This is a genomic window from Salinisphaera sp. RV14 (genome assembly GCF_052044135.1).
Taxonomy (GTDB): domain Bacteria; phylum Pseudomonadota; class Gammaproteobacteria; order Nevskiales; family Salinisphaeraceae; genus Salinisphaera.
On sequence record NZ_JBQDYF010000019.1, the window covers coordinates 1 to 18,716 of the forward strand.

Below are 18,716 nucleotides of genomic sequence, written 5' to 3' on the forward strand. Positions count from 1 at the left end.
GGATTTAGCCATGAACCTGGCCGCCTGTGAATGATGGGGTTTGTGGATCGCTTACGATGGCTCGCGGGGTCATCAGTTTTGTTCAGGTGTCGGAGACGAGCTGCATGCACGATATATCCGAGGCACTCAGACTTCCCAACCGCGAAACGCTCCCGCCGAGGATTGCCTTCCTTCGCGAGCATTACCCGAAATCGCGATGGCAGGTGCATGGGAATTACGGCGAGCTTGCCGCGTTCTGGCTTGAGGTTCATGACAGCCTGCGCGCACAAGGCGGTGCCTTGCAGCGCATGACCCGCGAGTTCCGGGAAGGCGAAAGCGGGGGCGCCAGCGCGTTCCAACGTTCATTCATGCCCCGGCTCGGCCGTTACCTGCAGCATCTCGAGGGACACCACCATATCGAGGATGGGCATTATTTTCCGCGTTTCCGTGCCCTGGACAGGCGTATGCGGCTCGGCTTCGACTTGCTCGAGAACGATCACGAAATCATCCACGCAGCGGTGTTACGTGTCGCGGACAGCGCAAGGGCGTTCATGCAGGCCCTGGCGCGGGGTGAGGATGCGGGGCGCTTTGCCGCCGACGACTATATTGCGGGTGCCGATCGATTGCTCACATTGCTCGGCCAGCATCTGACCGACGAAGAGGATCTGGTGATCCCCGCCATGCTCGAACATACCGAGCAGCCGTTGCGGTAGCGCCTGAACACCCGGGGGAGCGGTCACATTATTTGGCGACCGATATGTTATTTTTATTTGCGCTCATTCGCGTACATTTGCGGACAAAATGCCCTTCTTATTCAGTCAGCTGAGTGTCGTATATAATCAAAGGCCAAGCACCCGACTGATGCTTCCGCTACGACGATTCTGAAGGGCGGCCGGGGACGTCGTCAGGGGTTGGTCGCCGTCTGGCCCGGGCCGGGCGCCGCCACGAGACGATTATTCTCGCGCCGCAATCGGGTCGGGATGTCCATCGACAGCGCTTCGAGACCGCCGGTTTCACGCAGCAAGTCGTCGACCGGTGCACGCTCGGCCGGCGCCAATGAGGCATAGAAATCGATGGCCCGTTGCAGCATCCATTGCGGATAGGGCATGAGGGCGCGCTCGGCTTCAGTGCCATTCAACCTGAAACGATGGCTGCCGATTCGCCGTGGCAATCGTTCCCCGGGATGGGCCTGCGCCCACGCGGCCACCGTGGCCACGGTATCCCGAAGCACGGGAAACTGTTCAGCGAATTGCCGGCGCAGGATGGGCAAGAGCGTTTTCGGAATCGCGTCGCCTGGCATCCAGGTCCCGCAGGGTGGGTTGAAGTCGAACATGCGCTCGACCCAGCGAGCCACCGCGGGTGCCCGTTGGCGCATCAGCCGGCCCGGTGCGGGGTCGCGGTACAAATGGGCGTAGAGCGGCGCGATCAGGCCGAAATCGGCGAGGGAGGCGCGGTCCCCCAATGCATAGCGGTGCGCGGAGAAATGGGTTTCCAGGTCATCCAGCAACGCTTCATAGCTGTGCTCGATCGCCGGCACGGTTTCGGGATGGATGCCGAGCGCGGGCAGCATCCCGGCGAACCGGTCGGCATGGCGGCTGGCGATCAGGCGGCGGAGAAAGGCTGGCGCCCAGGGCAGGGCAACGCGGCCAAACTCGGCCAGCAGGAATTTCCGGTTCTGGCGGGGATAATTCCAGCGATAGTGCATGGCCGGAATCAATAGCCATTCGTCGGCGTATAGCTCGAGCAGCAGCGCGGTCAAACGCTGTTTAGGGGTTGGCGGGTATACCGAGCGTGCCGGTTCGCGGGCCTCGATGGTATCGATGATGGCGGTCGTATCCTGAATGAATCGGCCCTCCGGCGTTTCGACCACCGGTATGAAGGCCACACCGGTCTTCGGCACGATGATTCGTTTGTACACCCGTAATGTCGACAGGCGCTCGCGGTAGGCGAGCCCCTTGTATCGCAGGTAGGCCCGCGCCTTCCCGGTATAAAGTGAAAACGCCGTGCCATAGAGCGTGTATGCGGAATCATTCTTTGCCATATCGGGTCCGTGCGTCTTGCGAGGGGGCAGGCCTGCCGTGAAAGCCCGGATACGCCCGTCCGAACGGGCACGGCCAGGCTGGCGGCCGTACCCGTTCGGGCGCCCGGGTGCGGAGCGAATCAGCGCTTGCGATCGGCCGCGTAGGGGTGACCGATGGCGTGCGCATCCGGTCGGTGGAACAGCAGTGTCAGGATGACCGACGATACCGCCAATGCGGTCAACAGGAAGAATGCATCGGCGAAGCTGCCCTGGCTGCCGACCACCCACCCGGTGATGGCAGGTGCCAGGAAGCCGGCAATCGCGAAGCCGAAATCCATGATGCCGAGCGCAGTCGCCGAGCGATCGGGCGCGATATCGACATTCACGGCGTAATAGGCGGAGTTGGCGCCCATCGAAGCCGCCAGCGCGATGGTGATCAGAATGAGTGACAAGGTCAGACTGGATGAGAACGCGACCGGCAGGATGGCGACCGCCGCAATGGCCTGCGTTCCGGCGATCAGATAACTCCGGGCCGGTCGGAGGCGGCGGCTGCGTTTAAGCAGGCGATCGGAAACATGCCCGAGGCTGAACAGCACCACCGCGGCCGCGGCCCACGGAACGACCGAAAACCAGCCGACCGCCGATACGCTCAGGTTAAAGACCTTTTCCAGGTAACCGGGGAGCCAGGTCATGAAGAAAAACAGAAAATAACCGAAAACGAAAAAAGCCCAGTAGTTCGCCAGCAAGGTCGGATTGGTCATCAAACGGCGCCAGGAGGTCGAGGTGGCACCGTCGGCCTCGGCGGGCGCGGTGTCGTCGTTCTCGTCGGTCGCCGAATTGCTGTGCTCGCCCAGGCGGCGTATCTCTTTCAACTCGGCTTCGTTGACGAAGCCGGATTGTTCCGGCCGGTCGCGGAACAGCAGCCACCACAACGGCAGCCAAAGTAAGCTGATTACGGCCAGCACGAAGAACATGCCGCGCCAGCCCAGCCACGCGATCAGGCTGGAGACCACCGGTGCGCCGATGGCCAGCGAGACCGGTACGGCCGTCAGCGAGGAACCCATCGCCCGGCCGCGTTCGCGCGGCGACAACCAGCGGCTGATTGCGCCGGTCATGCCGGGAAACATCGGGCCCTCGGCCAAACCCAGCGCGGCCCGAGCGACCAGGGCCAGCGTGAAACCCTGGACCAGGCCGGTGCCGCCGATCGAGACGACCCAAAGCGCGACCGAGATCGCCAGAACGATGCGCGGGCCGAAGCGATCGACCAGTATGCCGCCAAGGAAGGTGGTCAACGCATAACCGATGCCGAACGCCCCGAGCACCAGACCGCGCTGTGAATCGCCAATGCCGAGTTCCTTCGCCATCGGTCCGATCGCATAGGAGATCGCGGAGCGATCGATATAGTTGATGATGATGATGGCGAAAAGAAGTGCGACCACCACCCAGCGGTAGTGGGTGGCCGCGGGCGCACCCTGCGCTGCCTGTGCCTGACTCATGTCCTGTTCCCGTGTTGGTATCTAACGTGATGAATGGATCACGTACAAGATATCAGCGGGTGGCGACGTGGTGGTTGATTCGGACGCATCTGCCGGCTGCAGTCGCCCGTTCTGTCCGTTGCCTGGCCCCGGACCTGTCGGCGGTCGCGGCGAGTCGCTTGCGCCGTCGCGTCATGACGGCGTGCCGGGCGCGCACTGCAAAAGGCGCCCGGCGCGTGGTATCGACCCCGGCCCGGGCGAGCGCCGCCGCTCACGCCGCGCGATCGGAATAGGCGCTAAGGGGTGATGGCGATCTTGAGCACGCCATCCTGCTGATGCGCGAAGAGATCGTAGGCCGCCTCGATGTCATCCAGCTTGTAGCGATGCGTGACCAGTGGCGCCAGGTCGACGCGTCCCGACGCCACCACGTTGAGCAGGCGGCGCATGCGTTCCTTGCCGCCGGGGCAGAGCGTGGTCACGATGCGGTTATCGCCCAGACCGGCACTGAATGCGCCCAGAGGGATGGTCAGATCCTGGGAGTACACGCCGAGGCTGGACAATGTACCGCCGGGGCGAAGCACGCTGAGGGCAGACTCGAAGGTGTTCTGTGTGCCCAGCGCTTCGATGGCCACATCCACGCCGCGGCCATCGGTCAGCGAGCGGATGGTCTCGATCGGATCGTCCTGGTTGAAGTCGATCACCGTGTCGGCGCCGAGGCGACGGGCGACGGCCAGCCGTTCCGGCACCGTGTCCACCACGATGATTCGCGTGGCGCCCTGCAGACGTGCGCCCGCCGTGGCACAAAGCCCGATCGGGCCCTGGGCGAATATCGCCACGGTATCGCCGATGCGAATCCTGCCGCTTTCCGCGCCGGAAAAGCCGGTTGACATGATGTCCGGGCACATCAGGACCTGCTCGTCGGTGAGGTCGTCGGGAATCGGCGCCAGATTCGCCATGGCATCCGGTACGCGGACGTATTCGGCCTGGCAGCCGTCGATGGTATTGCCGAAACGCCAGCCGCCCATCGTCTTCCAGCCATGCGGCGCGCCGCAGCCGCATTGCGAATGACAGCCATCCAACGAGGCATAGCTCGTACCATCGGGCGTGATTGCACCGGCGATGACCCGCTGGCCTTCGGTATAGCCGGTCACCTGGGCCCCGAGTTTCTCGATCACGCCCACCGGTTCATGGCCGATCGTCAGTCCGCGGGCGACCGGGTATTCACCCTTGAGAATATGTACGTCGGTGCCGCATATCGTGGTCGTCGTGATGCGTATCAACGCATCGAGCGGGCCAATGTCGGGGATCGGCTTGTCTTCGAGTACGATACGGCCGGGTTCGACAAATACGGCGGCTTTCATCTGGCTCATGGCGGGCGACTCCGGGTCTGTAATCGGCAAACACGCCGACAGGGAGTACACGATGCGCGCGATTGCGCCCGCCGCATGTTGATCTGCGTCATCTCGCGCCATGATCGGGCGGCAGTAGCGGCCACGCGGCGTGGCGCCCAGTCGCAGCATCCCGGGGGTTACAGCCCGTCGCCGCGCGTCCTGTCTGGCGCAACATCACGCGGGCGGCGGCGCGGAAACTTACGTTACAGGGCATCAGCCCGAGCCGGTCGGACTGTCCCTGCCAGCGCACAGTGGACGCGGGCTTGCCCGGCCATCGCTCGTGTTATCGCATCAAGCCGCGTCGGCGACGTCGGCGGCTGTGTTTGTCACGCGCCGGCGGCGACGTCCGGGCAAGGACATGCGCAGAATGCGTCGTGCCACACCACCGGCCTGGCGTGCCAGCGAGCCCGTGTTGTAGTTGATGCCGTACTCTGCGCAGAGCGCCTGGACCCGCGGGGCGATCTCGCGATAGCGATGCGAGGGCATATCGGGAAACAGGTGATGCTCGATCTGATAGCTCAAATGGCCGGACAGCACATGAAACGGTACCGAGCCCGTCAGGTTGGACGAGCCCAGCAATTGCCGCAGATACCATTGCCCACGGCTCTCGTCGGTGGCTTCGGCGCGGTCGTACATCTCGACTTCGTCGGTGAAATGTCCGCAGAAGATGATCAGAAACGACCAGATATTGCGTGTGAAATTGGCCGAGAGATTACCCGCCAGAACCGGCGCGAACAGCGGGCCCGCCAGAGCCGGGAACAGCAGGTAGTCCTTGAGCAACTGGCCGCGCACCTTGGCGAGGATCTGGCCGGCCTGGGCGCGCATGTCCTTCCAGCTCTTGTCGCGGCCCAGGCGCTCGAACTCCAGGTCGTGCAGCGCCACGCCCCACTGGAAGAACGCCGCCAGCAGCAGCGCGATGCCGGGCTGGGCCAGGAATCGTGGCGCCCACGCCTGATCTTCGCTCACACGCAACAGGGTGTAGCCGAGATCGCGGTCCAGATCGACGATATTGGTGAACGTGTGGTGCACGTAGTTGTGCGAGTGCTTCCACTGTGCCGACGGGCAGGTGTTGTCCCATTCGTAGGTGGCCGAATCCAGGGCCGGATCGTTCATCCAGTCCCACTGTCCGTGCATGACGTTGTGCCCGATCTCCATGTTCTCGAGGATTTTCGACAGCGCCAGCAACGAGGTCCCCGCCAGCCAGGCCGGCGGCAACAGGCCGGCGAACAGCAGCGCGCGGCCCGCGACCTCGCTGGCACGCTGGGTTCGTAGCACGCGAAGGATGTAACGCGCGTCGCGCTCGCCGAGATCGCTCATGACGTCATCGCGAATCTGGTCTAGCGCCTGACCGAACGCGCCCAGGTCGGCCTCGCTCAGATGGGTGGGCTTGCTCATGACAAAGTGTCCCCGAACGCGCCGGGCGTTCCGTGGTGAAAATGTGAGAAGAAATATTGGCGGATCAGAAATCGATCGCCACGTCGCCCGCGGCGGCGTGGATACAAAGCTGGAGATCGGTGTCGCGCACCTGCCGGACGCGATCGGTGCGCAGATCCCGCACCGTGCCCTCGGCGATACGACATTTACAGGCGTGGCATATGCCCATTCGACAGCCATACGGCGGCGACAGACCGGCGCGCTCCGCGATTTCCAGCAGCGAGCCGTGTTCGCCCGATGCCGCGATATCGCTTTTCAGGAACTGCACCGCCCCCTGGCCGTGTGCGCTGGCCCGTCGGCTGGCCGCGAACTGCTCGCGATGCAACGGCGCGCTCGAACGTGCGGCGATCAGGGTTTCGGCGGTATCCATGAAACCGGCCGGCCCGCAGAGCCAGGTCTCGCGCTCGGCCAGATCCGGCACCCGGGCATCCAGTGCGGCGCCATCGAGTCGCGCGCCGCCGGCGCCGGTAAATACGGTAATCGACTGCAGCCGCGCGTGCTCGGCCGCCAATGCCTCGAGTTCGTCCGCATAGATCATGTCGACCGGCGCGCGGGCGTAATGCAGAAAGACAATGTCGGTCGACGCGCCGTGTGAAAGCCATGTCCGCAGCACACTCATCACCGGGGTGATGCCGCTGCCGGCACTCAACAACAGCGCCCTGGCCGGCGCCTGCGACGGCGGACAGAAATCGCCTTCGGCCGGGCTCAGATACAGCAACTGGCCGCGCTGCGCGTGGTCCACCAGATGGTTGCTGACGCGGCCGGCGCCGTTTCGCTTGACGGTGATTTCGATCAACGGGTCGCCCGGAGCGCTGGCGATAGAAAAACAGCGGCTGTGGCGCACGCCGTCCAGCGTCAGGCCGACCAATACGTGCTGACCGGCGTGATGGCCACGCCAATTGCTGTTCGGCTCGATCGCAAGCGTGACGCTGTCGCGCGTCTGGCGCACGGCGTGCACGACGCGTCCGCGCGGCTCGGCCAGCGATAACCGATCGTCGATCAGCGCCAGGTAGTCGTCCACCGAGGACGGATGGGCGAGGCCCCGGGCCAGCGCACTGCCGAGCATCCGCTTGACGATCGGATTCAAGGGTTTTGCGTCATGTGTGTGTACACATGTGCACATTAAGCGCAATGTCGTGCCGCGTCAATGCGCGTTACGAGGGCGGCGACATCGAGCTGCCGCGCGCGCCGGATGACAGCCGCCGCAATGCCGGCACGCGCCCGTTTGAGGCCTTGCGGGCTCCGGTCACGGCAGCCGGCCGTACCGAAACCGCGCCCGCCGAATGGTTGAAATCCGGCCACGTTGCGCCCGCGATCGATCGGGCCCCGGCTGGCCTGCACGCCAGCTTGATTGACCGCGGCGACCGCATGCCGGGCCGGGCAAGCGGTAAGGGCGGGTTCAGTCGCTGGTGTTGTCGGCTCGATCCAATACCTGGAGCAGGTTGGCGAGTGTGGCGCTCGGATCATCGCGCCGCCAGGCAACGCCAGTGTCCAGTTGTGGCGGATGGCAGGCAAGCGGCACATAACGAATACCGGTGCGGGCCAGATGGCGCAGCGACTCCGGTACCAGCGCGATACCCATGCCGGCGGAGACGAGGCTGATGATGGTCTGCATCTGAATTGCGTGCTGGGCGATATCGGCCGGGCCGCCGCACTCCAGATAATAGTTCGTCACCAGGTCGTGGAACGACGGCGCGACCTGGCGCGGAAACACGATCAACGGCGACGTGACCACGGCCTCCGGCGAAAGCTGTCCCCGGGTCAGCATCAGCCGCCCATTGGCGAGCCATTGCTCAGGCACGGCCGCCATCAACGGCTCCGACATGAGCCGGCGATAAGCCAGCCGGCCCGGCAGCGCGGCATGCGCGGGCGGGATGAGTATGCCGGCATGGATCTCGCCGCCCATCAGAGCCGTGATCTGTACATCGCTGGTGGCTTCGGTCAGCGCCAGGTCGACGTTGGGGTAGAGCGTGCGGAAACGCTGGACCAGAGCCGGCAACAGGCTGTAATCGGCGGTGCTGACGAACGCGAGGTTCAAGCGGCCCGTTTCGCCGCGCCGGATGCGACGCGCGGTTTCCGGCAGCGCGTCCACCGCCGCCAGCGCCCTGCGCACGGGCTCCAGCCATGCCTCGCCGAAAGGCGTCAGCGCCACGGACCGTTTGGTGCGCATGAACAGTGCAGCCCCGAGTTCGCGTTCGAGCGCGCGGATCGACTGGCTGAGCGGCGGCTGCGTCATATGCAGCCGCTCGGCCGCCTTGCCGAAATGCAACGTCTGGGCAACCGCCACGAAATGCCTGAGCCGTCGCAAATCCATCTGTCATATCCTGTGCGACTTAATAAAGCATAAATAATATATTTCAAAAACCGACGAGCGGAAAATAGCATGGCCGGGTGCGATGAACCGGAGGAACATCATGCCCGTCTATCGATCCCGAACCAGTACCCACGGCCGCAACATGGCCGGTGCCCGCGCCCTCTGGCGCGCGACCGGCATGGGCGACGACGATTTCGGCAAGCCGATCATTGCCATCGCCAACAGCTTCACCCAGTTCGTGCCGGGGCATGTGCACCTGAAAGATCTGGGCCAACTGGTCGCCGGGGAAATCGCCGAAGCCGGCGGCGTGGCCAAGGAATTCAATACCATCGCGGTGGACGACGGCATCGCCATGGGCCACAACGGCATGCTGTATTCGTTGCCGTCGCGCGAGTTGATCGCCGACAGCGTGGAATACATGGTCAACGCGCACTGCGCCGATGCGCTGGTGTGCATTTCCAATTGCGACAAGATCACGCCCGGCATGCTCATGGCCGCCATGCGGCTGAATATCCCCACCGTGTTCGTCTCCGGCGGGCCGATGGAAGCGGGCAAGGCCGTCATCAAGGGGAGCAGTCGTTCCTTCGACCTGGTCGATGCCATGGTGGTCGCGGCCGACGACAGCTACAGCGACGAGGACGTCGCGACCATCGAGCGCTCTGCCTGCCCCACGTGCGGCTCCTGTTCGGGCATGTTCACTGCCAACTCCATGAACTGTCTGACCGAGGCGCTCGGCCTGGCGCTGCCCGGCAACGGCTCGGTGCTGGCCACCCACAGCGATCGCGAGGCGTTGTTCCGCAACGCCGGTCGGACCATCGTGGATCTGGCGCGCCGTTATTACGAACACGACGACGAAAGCGCCTTGCCCCGCGGCATCGCCACACGTGCCGCGTTCGAAAACGCCATGAGCCTGGATATCGCCATGGGCGGGTCGACCAACACCGTCCTGCATCTGCTGGCCGCGGCCCGGGAAGGCGAAGTGGATTTCTCCATTGCCGAGATCGACGCACTCTCGCGTCGCGTGCCGTGCCTATGCAAGGTCGCCCCGGCCAAGGCCGACGTACATATGGAAGACGTGCATCGCGCCGGCGGCATCATGGCCATCCTCGGCGAGCTCGACCGCGCCGGCCTGCTGGATACGTCGCGGCCAACCATCCATTCGCCGACCCTGGGCGCCGCCCTCGCGCAGTGGGACATCATGCGCACCGAAGACGAGGCGGTGCGCAAGCTGTATCGCGCGGGCCCCGGCGGCATCCCGACCCAGACCGCATTCAGCCAGTCGACCCGCTGGGAAACGCTGGACACCGACCGCGAGACCGGCGTCATCCGTTCGGCGGATCATCCGTTTTCCGCCGACGGCGGGCTCGCCGTGCTGTTCGGTAACCTCGCGCCCGAGGGCTGTATCGTCAAGACCGCCGGCGTGGATGACTCGATCCTCAGCTTCACCGGCGCGGCTCGTGTCTATGAAAGCCAGGATGCGGCCGTGGCCGGCATTCTGTGCAACGAAGTCGCCGCGGGCGAGGTGGTCGTCATTCGCTACGAAGGCCCGAAGGGCGGCCCCGGCATGCAGGAAATGCTGTATCCGACGAGTTATCTAAAATCCAGGGGGCTCGGCAAGGCTTGCGCGCTGATTACCGACGGCCGTTTTTCCGGAGGTACTTCGGGCCTGTCGATCGGCCACGTCTCACCGGAGGCCGCCGAAGGCGGGCTGATCGGTCTGGTCGAGACCGGCGACGCCATCGCCATCGACATCCCCAATCGCACGATCGAACTCCAGGTCGACGACACCACGCTGGCGGCTCGGCGCCAGGCGATGGAAGAGCAGGGCGCGGGCGCCTGGAAACCGCGCAACCGTCTGCGCAAGGTCTCACCGGCGCTCAAGGCCTACGCTGCCCTGGCGACCAACGCGTCGAAAGGTGCGGTACGCGACGTCAGCCAGATTACGTTGTAGATACAAGCGGCCATGGTCTCGACCCCAGAGCGCCGAGACCGGCCGGCTTCAATGCGAGCAGGGTACCGCTGCCCGCCGGCGGGTCGCTCCGAGCCGGCGTTTGCGCGCACAATGCGCGACTTGCGTGGTGTGTGCCGGAAGGGAAATTCATGGAACAGACGGTCCTGTTGCTGATCGCAGCCCTGGTCGTGGGCATGTCCAAGGGCGGGTTGGCCTCGGCGGCGGCGATCTCGGTGCCGATGCTGTCGCTGTTCATGAACCCGATCCATGCTGCGGCGCTCTTGTTGCCGGTGTACATCGTTACCGACTGGGTCGCGGTGTGGCTGTACCGGCACGAGTACTCGGGCCGGAATCTCGTGATCCTGATTCCGTCCATGCTGCTCGGGGTTGCTGTCGCCACGGTGGTCACGCCGTATACGCCGGAAAGTCTGTTGTTGATCGTCACCGGCCTGATCGGTCTGTGGTACTGCCTGCGCACCTGGCTCCGGCGCGGCGTGGCCGAGCGGACCGAAGCCCGCGTGTTGCCCGGTGTGTTCTGGGGCACCATCACCGGGATCACCAGCTTCATCACCCATTCCGGTGGGCCGCCGGCGCAGGCTTATCTCCTGCCGCAACGGCTGCCGAAACTGAAATTCGCCGGAACCATCGCGATCGCGTTCGCGGCCTGCAATCTGGCCAAGTTGCCGGCGTACTGGGAAATCGGTAATCTGCACGACCTGAACTGGCAGACCACGCTGGCGCTGGCCGCGACCGGGATCGTCGGCACCCGTATCGGGCGTGCGATCTCGCTCGTACTCTCCGAGAGCAGTTATCGGCGGGTGATCGAAACCATGCTGTTTCTGCTATCGATCATCCTGCTGGGCAAGGGCGGCTGGATGCTGCTGCACCCAACGCTCGCCTGAGTGTGACACCCGGCGTCCAACGACAGGATTCCGCGGCCCGGCCCCGAACGATGCGGTCGTCGCCTGCCGGAGATGCAGACTTGCAACGTCGCATCGGCGAATGGGTGGCCAAACCGCGGCGACTGGGGTGTGAGGCCGTGTCGTTCCCGATGCCATCGACCCTTTCTGGGGTTTGAAGGATACGGGTGCCGCAACGAAGGTTGACCGCTTATTGGGACGGGTTCGTGACGTCCGCTCCGGGGCTGGCACGCCTGCGTTTGGCCAGCCGGACCACGACCACCGTTGCGCTGGCTCTGGGTGCGACCTATCGAAAGGCTGGCCGATCGAATCGGTGGAAAACAACAACTACCGGCGAGAAAACAGCAGTTGCCGCGCAACGTCCGATCGGCTCGCTTGGAGCACGAGAGGGCGCAGCAATAGGCTGCGCGAGCGGCCTTGCAGCGTATCGATCAGATCGTGCCCAACCTGGGGCGTGATTTTTTCAGCCGCTGACTGCGGGGTTTTCCTGCGTTGCGGCATCGCCGCGCTGGGCGCGCACAGGCCGGGCCGGGTAGGCATCTCCTGTCGATCCTGGATTACCGGGCCGGTCTATGTCGCGAAAAGCTGGCCGCGATCCTTGAACGCCTTGAATTCGAGCGCATTGCCGCAGGGGTCGAACAGGAACATCGTCGCCTGTTCGCCGGGCTCGCCCTTGAAGCGGATATACGGCTCGATCACGAACTCGGTGCCGAGCGCGCGCAATCGTTCGGCCAGCGCTTCCCATTCGGCCCATTCGAGCACGATGCCGAAGTGGGGCACCGGCACGTCGTGGCCGTCGACGGCATTGGTATGGGCGTGTGCCTGGGCGGGCGTCTTCGGGTGCTCGTGAATCACGAGCTGGTGGCCATAGAAGTCGAAATCCACCCACTGATCGCTGGACCGGCCCTCGCTCAGGCCGAAGGTCTCGCCATAGAAACGGCGCGCGGCGGGCAGGTCGTGAACCGGTATCGCCAGGTGAAAGGGGGAGAGCGCCATGTTGCCGCCTCGAGTTGACTGGGCCTCTGAGTGTAGCCGCAAGTCAGGGGCGCGACACGAGAACACATGCGTCGATCGGCGCGCTCAGGCGATCTTGGCTACGATGTCGTGAAGCACTTCCCCGGCTCGGGCCACGCGGTCCGCGCCGTTGGACATGTGCCGATACACCTCGCGGCGTTTGAGGATTTCCAGAACGAAGCCGACCGCCGAGCTCACGGCCGATGTTTCCCGCGCATTCAACTCGCCGGTCAGAACCGCCAGCGCGTCGGCGCTGCGTTGTTGTTCCGGTGTCAGGGTTGCTCGGTAGTGCTCGGCGTCGAACAACTCACCGAGAGCGCGGCGATAGACTTTTTCGGTGGCACGCTCGGTTTTTCGAGCCGCGTCGGCATGCTGCTCGGCCGTCAGCGGGTCATCGGCAAGGCAGGCAAAGCCCTGCTGCAGCGCCAGTGCACCGCGGTGCATCAGATCGGCCATGGCACGAGTGTGTTCGTCCGGCTCGAGCTGGAGCACGCGCATTTCCTGAACCGTTGCCTTGGCATAGTTGAGGATCTCATCGATCGCGGCAATCGAGCGGTACACATCCTCGCGATCGATGGGGGTGGCAAATGCGCGATGCAGGGTGGTCATGTTGTCGGCCTTGAGCGTGTCACCTTGCTTTTCCAGGGCGAGCACACGCCGGGCGACGTCTTCATCGGCGCCTTGCATGTAGGTGACGAAGACTTCGGTTGCGGCCACGGCAAGGTCGCATTGGGCATTCAGCCGGGCATAGAAATCCGGGGTGCGCGGGAAAATGCGCGCCAACCAACGGCGGGTCCGAGATTCCGTATCATTGCCCATGATCGTATGTCGTTGCGCTCAATGTATAACCGTCAATGCCAGCCAGCATACGCTGGCGCCAGCGAGCGCCGCGCCCGGCAGGGTGATTACCCAGGTAAGCACGATTTCGCGTGCCTTGAGCCAGTGTACCCGGCGCACGTGCTCCGACGCGCCGATGCCCATGATCGACGAATTCACCACGTGTGTCGTCGACACCGGCCCGCCGAACAACGACGCGCCGAACACCACCGCGGAGGACGTCATCTGGGCGTCCAGGCCGTGGATGGGGCGCAGCTTGTAGATGCCGAAACCGACGGTGCGCACGATTCGCCAGCCGCCGAGGACCGTGCCCAGGGTCATGCACGATGCGCTCAGCGCGATTACCCAGACCGGCACCCGAAACGCCGGCAACACGCCGGCCAGCACCAGCAGCAACGTAATGATGCCCATGCCTTTCTGGGCGTCGTTGGCGCCATGCGAGAAAGCCAGCGCTGCGGCCGTCAGCCATTGGCCCTGGCGTAGTCGTCGATTGACCGAGGGATGTGCGGCCCGCAGCAGAAATCGCATCAGCCGATGAACAAGCCAGCCGATGAGGAAACCGGCCGGCGGTGACAGCAGCAGGGACAACAAGACCTTGGTCACCCCCATCATCTGGCCGTGTGCCAATGCGTCCATGCCCCAGTTGACCGCGCCGGCGCCGGTGCTGACCCAAACCGCACCGACCAGACTCCCGACCAGGGCGTGCGTGGATGACGACGGCATCGCCCACCACCAGATGATGACGTTCCATACCACCGCTCCCAGGACGCCGCAGACGACCACGAGGACACCGAGCGAGCGCGGCAGGCCGCCGAGGTCGACGAACCCGCCGATCGTATCGGCCACCGCGGTGCCGGCGACGATCGGGCCGGCGAATGTAAACAGGCCCACCAGGATAACGGCCTGCAGCGGCGTCATCGCCCGCGACGCCACCAGGGTCGCGACCATGTTGGCGGCATCGTTGAAGCCGTTGGTGAAATCGAAGGCGAGTACCACGGCAATACCGGCGACCAGGAGTATCGCGAGCGTTGTCATGGGCTCCTGTGGCGGATAACCGGCCGGCTCGGGGCGACGGGGAGCGCGTCGGGTCGACATCCGGGCCGCGATTGGCGACAGCGCGCCCGCCGGCGCGCCAGTGCCGCGCAAGCCTTGGCGTTCTCAGTTCGCAACACGGCGGGTTTGGCGAGCGATGGCGGCTTGCTTGCGGGGCATCAGGCCGCGATCATGCCGTTTTTCAGGCACGCTTCATCGTAGGTGAACACCACATCGGGATTGGGTAGAACCAGGCTTTCATCCTTGCCGTCGTAGTCCAGTCGCAGCAGCAGATCCTTGATGACATTGAGGCGCGTCACCCGCTTGCGGTCAGCCCGAACAACGGTCCACGGCGTCAGCGGCGCATGGGTGCGCGCGAACATTTCATTGCGCGCCTGGCTATAGGCGTCCCAGTGCCGGACTGCCTCGGCGTCGATCGGGCTGATCTTCCACTGTTTGAGCGGGTCCCGGCGACGCTCGTCCAGGCGTTCAGTCTGCTCGGCCTGACTGATATCAAGATAGTATTTGAAAAGTTTGATTCCCGAGCGGACCAGCATGTGCTCGAAATCGATGACCGTGGCCATGAATTCCTCGTACTGGTCGTCGTCACAGAACCCCATCACTGTCTCGACACCCGACCGGTTGTACCAGCTGCGGTTGAACAGAACGAATTCTTCGGCGATCGGCAGATGTGCCACGTAACGCTGAAAATACCAGGCACTGCGATCGGCCTCCGACGGGCGCCCCAGCGCGACAACGCGCGTCTCCCGCGGGCTCAGGTGCTGGACGATGCGCTTGATGGTGCCGTCCTTGCCCGCGGCATCGCGGCCCTCAAAGATAACCAGAATCTTGTCGTGGTAGCGAATGAAGTGGCGTTGCAACTTCACCAGTTCAATCTGCAGGCGGCGCAGCGTGTGCTTGTACTCTTTCTTGGGGATCGCCGCGACCGCCGGTGCGGTCGGTCGGGCCGGAGAATGCTTTGTGCTCACGAACTCGCTCCCTTCACGGCGCGTTGTGCGCGGTATCACGAATGCCGTGTGCGCTGGCCGTCAGGTTCGATCATAAGCGACGCGCCGCATCGACGTCTTCCCGGCGCGACTCACCCCGGCACCGAATAGCCCGCAGGGCCGGTCTTACCCGGTGGCCGGATATGGGTCACTGGGCATTTTCGGCCTCGCGCGACGGCCCCGCGCCCGTGACAAGGGCCGCCTTATCTGCCGGCGGATGTCAGTGCGTTGCCCGGTCGTCGCGACCGGGCGCGGGCGATGCGGCCTCAATATTAATCCGGCATCAAAACAGCTGACTTCATCCGCTGTTTTCAACGCCTTCAAAAATAAAAGCCGGCGCCTGTCCGTCTTTTATTTTCAGAGGCTTCGCGGCCAATGGCCGTGGCGAGCATGCGGTCGCATACGCGCGCTATTAACCCAAAAAATCATCTATTTTTGTGCCGGACTAATAGTAGCCGTAGGCGCCCAGATCCAGGGCGAGGGCGTCGGCGATTCGGCGATTGCCCTCGGCATAGTGTCGCCGGATGGTTTCGGCGGTATCGGCCCGCAGTTCAATCGCGGAACCGCGCCCGGTCAGCCTGGGGGGTATGGTGATTTCGAACTCCCCACGCGGCGACTTGAATGCCAGCAGTGGCCGTAGCGCCCAACGGTCGCGCCCCATCGAACGGGTATTGGAAGGGCGCCGGTTGAGTTCCGTGTCGATCGCCGGCGCATTCAGAAATCGCCGAACCGTGTGGGCGAATTCGTCAAAGGCGCTCGCCATGCGCTCAATCGGCAGGAAGCACACGTCCTCCGCTGGCAGCACGCGGGTCAGGCATTCGTGCAGCGTTGCATACTCCATCGGATAGAACATGTTCCCCGCGCCGGCCGGTCGGCCGGTGAGCAGACGCGCGACCCGGCGTTCGAAGTCTTGTTGCGATGCGCCGATGATCTTGCGGGACAACTGCACATAGCTTGAGGCCAGCAGCAGATCCTGGCGCCGAATCATCAGCAGGATGCGAACGCGCGCGAAACCCAGTCGGCGCGCTCCCTGGTCGAATGCCGCGAGATTGTCGCGCAACCGTCCGCGTTCGAACGCATCCGGCATGGCGCGGATGCCGAAATGATTGAGCCGCGTGATCGCCTCCTCGGAGATCAGCACCGATCGTTGCGCGCGCCCCTGTTTGAGAAAGGGCGACAGGAATTGCTGCAGAAAGGCGTCGCCGTGGTCGCGCCAGAACCCGGGGTCCTTTTGAAATGCATCGGAGAATCGGCGAACCCCGTAGCGATTGCGGCGATAGCGATAGGCCGGGAGCCTGGCGTTTTGCGCCCCCGGCATCAAATACTGCCCGGGCATGAGGTGGGGGAAGACGTTGCCGTGCAGATACGAACTGGCCGCCTTGGGCAGACCGATATGCAGATACAGTACCGGTTCGGATGGTGGCCCGCTCGCGTCCGTGGCGGCGGTGTGCTGACTCGTCGTATCGGCGTCCATGCAGGCGGCCTGCGCCAGGGACTGGTCGCGGTTCATTTTTACCCGAGGAAAAGTCGATTATCAATTTTCGCGATTATCTCAGCCATGGGTGTGCGCGATGTAACAAAAAAAAGACGCAATAAACTGAAAATACGGCAGTTATATGGTAGTTACATTTAAACCTGCGAAGATGCGATGCCACGTTTCAGGCTGCGATATCCCGTGTTGCGCCCGGATGTCTGGCCGGATATATCAGAAGGCCTGCGCGCCGGCACAACACGCGTGACGCTGTCGTGGCGGTCGCCGATGGACGCATTGGGCGCCGATCACGCAACACGAGCCCATGCGCGATCGACGCGCATGGGCGGCGTGAAGGAGAGTCTGCTTGTGGCTCAGCGCGCTTTCTTGTCGCGGTACATCGCGGCATCGGCGTGATTCAATAGCGACTGCTCGTTCGGGCCGTGCTGCGGGTAAATGGCGATCCCGATGCTGACACCGAGCGTCACCCGCTTGCCGCCCAGGAAAAACGGCTGGCTGAGCACACGGCGAATGGCGCCCGCCACGCTCTCGGCCTGGTCGACGTGGTCGCTCCCGCGCAGCAGCACCACGAACTCGTCCCCGCCATAGCGGGCGACAATATCCGATTCGCGCACGCAGCGCAGCAGGCGTTTGGCAGCCAGACGAAGCACACGGTCGCCCGCGCCGTGGCCGTGAAGATCGTTGATGGGCTTGAAGCGATCGAGATCGAGATACAGCAGTGCCATGTTTCGACCGCCGTTGCAGGCCGCACCGAGCAATGTCTTGAAGCGCTCATGGAAGAATCCGCGGCTGACCAGGCCGGTGAGCGGGTCGTATTGCGCCATGCGTTGCATGCGGTCCAGCATCTGTTTACGTTCGATGGCGCTCGCGATCTGCGTCGAGACGAATTGCAGCAATGCCCGTTCGGTGTCGCCGTAGATACTGCTATCGCCATGGCTCTTGATCACGAGTACGCCGATGGGCCCCTGGCTTGCCGCCAGCGGCACGCCCAGCCAGTAACGTGCTTCGCACTCGGCGGCGGCCTGAAGGTGCGCCGGCAGCCCGGCCCGCAAGTCCGGGGTGACCAGCAATTCCCTGCCGCTGCGAATCACTTCAGCGATCAGCGAATCGGGCGCCAGTGGCCCGATCGGCGCTGCCGATTCGGGTTCGTCGACATGATACGGGAAGGTCACGCTGTCATCCTCGGCGTCGTACAGGGCGACGAGAAAGTTGGGCGTGCCGAGCAGTTCGTCGATGATTGCGTGTATGCGGCGTAACAGGTCGGTCAGATCACCCGCAGCATGCGCCGCCTCCGAAATCGCGTAAATCGCTGTCTGGCGCGACTCGGCCTGCTTGAGTTGGGTGATGTCCCGCGCCAGCCCCACGCGCACCTGGTCCGCTTCCGACCAGCGCGCCGACCACATGATATGCGCGATGCTGCCATCCTTGCGCCGGTAGCGGTTTTCGAAATGGGGCTGGAGGGCCCCGTTCATGATCCGCTGCGCGATTTCACGGGTGCGCTCGCGGTCTTCGGGGATCACCAGATCCAGTATCTGGCGCCCTGCCAGCTCCGCGGGGGTATAGCCGAAGATCCGCTCACATGCCGGGCTCGCCGATACGATGCATCCCTGCGCGTCCACGATGCATAAGGCATCCAGCAGCAAATCGGAATAGTTCATCACGCCGGCTTCACACCCCGAACGTTTATGCGGCATGACAAAATCAGTCCTGCCGTGTGTGCCGAAGGCAGCACATGGGGTGCGATGTAGCCACGACGAACGGCGCGATGAATCGCTCCGGGCCGCGAGCAGCGGGTACTCTGCAAACGGTCAAACCCATCCCCCGGAACGATATGATCGAACGCGGACCAT

At 64.0% G+C, this 18,716-nt stretch carries 15 protein-coding genes; 3 read left to right on the forward strand and 12 right to left on the reverse strand.

Annotated features, from left to right (window positions below; genetic code table 11):
* Window positions 1-104: 104 nt before the first annotated feature.
* A complete protein-coding gene (locus ACS8Y6_RS15145; RefSeq protein ID WP_440855925.1) occupies window positions 105-692 on the forward strand; it encodes a hemerythrin domain-containing protein in 588 nt (195 codons plus the stop codon).
* Between the two features lie 191 nt (window positions 693-883).
* Here the strand turns inward: ACS8Y6_RS15145 and ACS8Y6_RS15150 are convergent, their stop codons facing one another.
* From ACS8Y6_RS15150 to ACS8Y6_RS15175, 6 genes are all read right to left on the reverse strand, one after another.
* Window positions 884-2,020 (reverse strand): glutathione S-transferase family protein, encoded by a 1,137-nt coding sequence (locus ACS8Y6_RS15150; protein ID WP_440855926.1) that lies wholly within the window; start codon window positions 2,018-2,020, stop codon window positions 884-886.
* Between the two features lie 119 nt (window positions 2,021-2,139).
* Window positions 2,140-3,495, reverse strand: a complete 1,356-nt coding sequence (locus ACS8Y6_RS15155) for an MFS transporter (protein WP_440855927.1) — start codon at window positions 3,493-3,495, stop codon at window positions 2,140-2,142.
* Between the two features lie 275 nt (window positions 3,496-3,770).
* Window positions 3,771-4,844, reverse strand: coding sequence for an NAD(P)-dependent alcohol dehydrogenase (locus tag ACS8Y6_RS15160; protein WP_440851249.1), 1,074 nt, complete (start codon window positions 4,842-4,844; stop codon window positions 3,771-3,773).
* Between the two features lie 312 nt (window positions 4,845-5,156).
* Window positions 5,157-6,260 (reverse strand): fatty acid desaturase family protein, encoded by a 1,104-nt coding sequence (locus ACS8Y6_RS15165; RefSeq protein ID WP_440855928.1) that lies wholly within the window; start codon window positions 6,258-6,260, stop codon window positions 5,157-5,159.
* A gap of 64 nt (window positions 6,261-6,324) precedes the next feature.
* Window positions 6,325-7,386: a ferredoxin reductase gene (locus ACS8Y6_RS15170; protein ID WP_440855929.1), complete on the reverse strand. Its 1,062-nt coding sequence runs from the start codon at window positions 7,384-7,386 to the stop codon at window positions 6,325-6,327.
* A gap of 312 nt (window positions 7,387-7,698) precedes the next feature.
* Window positions 7,699-8,613 carry a LysR family transcriptional regulator gene (locus ACS8Y6_RS15175; protein WP_440851246.1) on the reverse strand — a complete coding sequence of 305 codons (915 nt, stop codon included), beginning with the start codon at window positions 8,611-8,613 and terminating at the stop codon, window positions 7,699-7,701.
* Window positions 8,614-8,713: 100 nt separating this feature from the next.
* Between ACS8Y6_RS15175 and ilvD the strand changes: the two genes are divergently transcribed.
* Together ilvD and ACS8Y6_RS15185 are read left to right on the forward strand one after the other, a co-directional pair.
* On the forward strand, window positions 8,714-10,564 hold the full coding sequence (gene ilvD, locus ACS8Y6_RS15180) for a dihydroxy-acid dehydratase (protein WP_440851245.1): 1,851 nt from the start codon (window positions 8,714-8,716) through the stop codon (window positions 10,562-10,564).
* A 149-nt stretch (window positions 10,565-10,713) separates the two neighbouring features.
* On the forward strand, window positions 10,714-11,466 hold the full coding sequence (locus tag ACS8Y6_RS15185) for a sulfite exporter TauE/SafE family protein (RefSeq protein WP_440851244.1): 753 nt from the start codon (window positions 10,714-10,716) through the stop codon (window positions 11,464-11,466).
* Between the two features lie 588 nt (window positions 11,467-12,054).
* Here ACS8Y6_RS15185 and ACS8Y6_RS15190 read toward each other — a convergent pair.
* The 6 genes from ACS8Y6_RS15190 to ACS8Y6_RS15215 form a co-directional block, all read right to left on the reverse strand.
* A complete protein-coding gene (locus ACS8Y6_RS15190; RefSeq protein WP_440851243.1) occupies window positions 12,055-12,480 on the reverse strand; it encodes a VOC family protein in 426 nt (141 codons plus the stop codon).
* 84 nt (window positions 12,481-12,564) lie between these two features.
* The gene (locus tag ACS8Y6_RS15195) at window positions 12,565-13,317 is read right to left on the reverse strand and encodes a DUF47 domain-containing protein (RefSeq protein WP_440851242.1); all 753 of its coding nucleotides are present in this window, start codon (window positions 13,315-13,317) and stop codon (window positions 12,565-12,567) included.
* Window positions 13,318-13,335: 18 nt separating this feature from the next.
* The gene (locus ACS8Y6_RS15200) at window positions 13,336-14,370 is read right to left on the reverse strand and encodes an anion permease (RefSeq protein ID WP_440851241.1); all 1,035 of its coding nucleotides are present in this window, start codon (window positions 14,368-14,370) and stop codon (window positions 13,336-13,338) included.
* A gap of 176 nt (window positions 14,371-14,546) precedes the next feature.
* Window positions 14,547-15,356, reverse strand: coding sequence for a polyphosphate kinase 2 (gene ppk2 / locus ACS8Y6_RS15205; RefSeq protein WP_440851240.1), 810 nt, complete (start codon window positions 15,354-15,356; stop codon window positions 14,547-14,549).
* Between the two features lie 463 nt (window positions 15,357-15,819).
* Window positions 15,820-16,884, reverse strand: a complete 1,065-nt coding sequence (locus ACS8Y6_RS15210) for a hypothetical protein (protein ID WP_440851239.1) — start codon at window positions 16,882-16,884, stop codon at window positions 15,820-15,822.
* Between the two features lie 335 nt (window positions 16,885-17,219).
* Complete coding sequence (locus tag ACS8Y6_RS15215) at window positions 17,220-18,560, reverse strand: diguanylate cyclase domain-containing protein (RefSeq protein ID WP_440855930.1); 1,341 nt, start codon at window positions 18,558-18,560, stop codon at window positions 17,220-17,222.
* Between the last annotated feature and the right edge of the window lie 156 nt (window positions 18,561-18,716).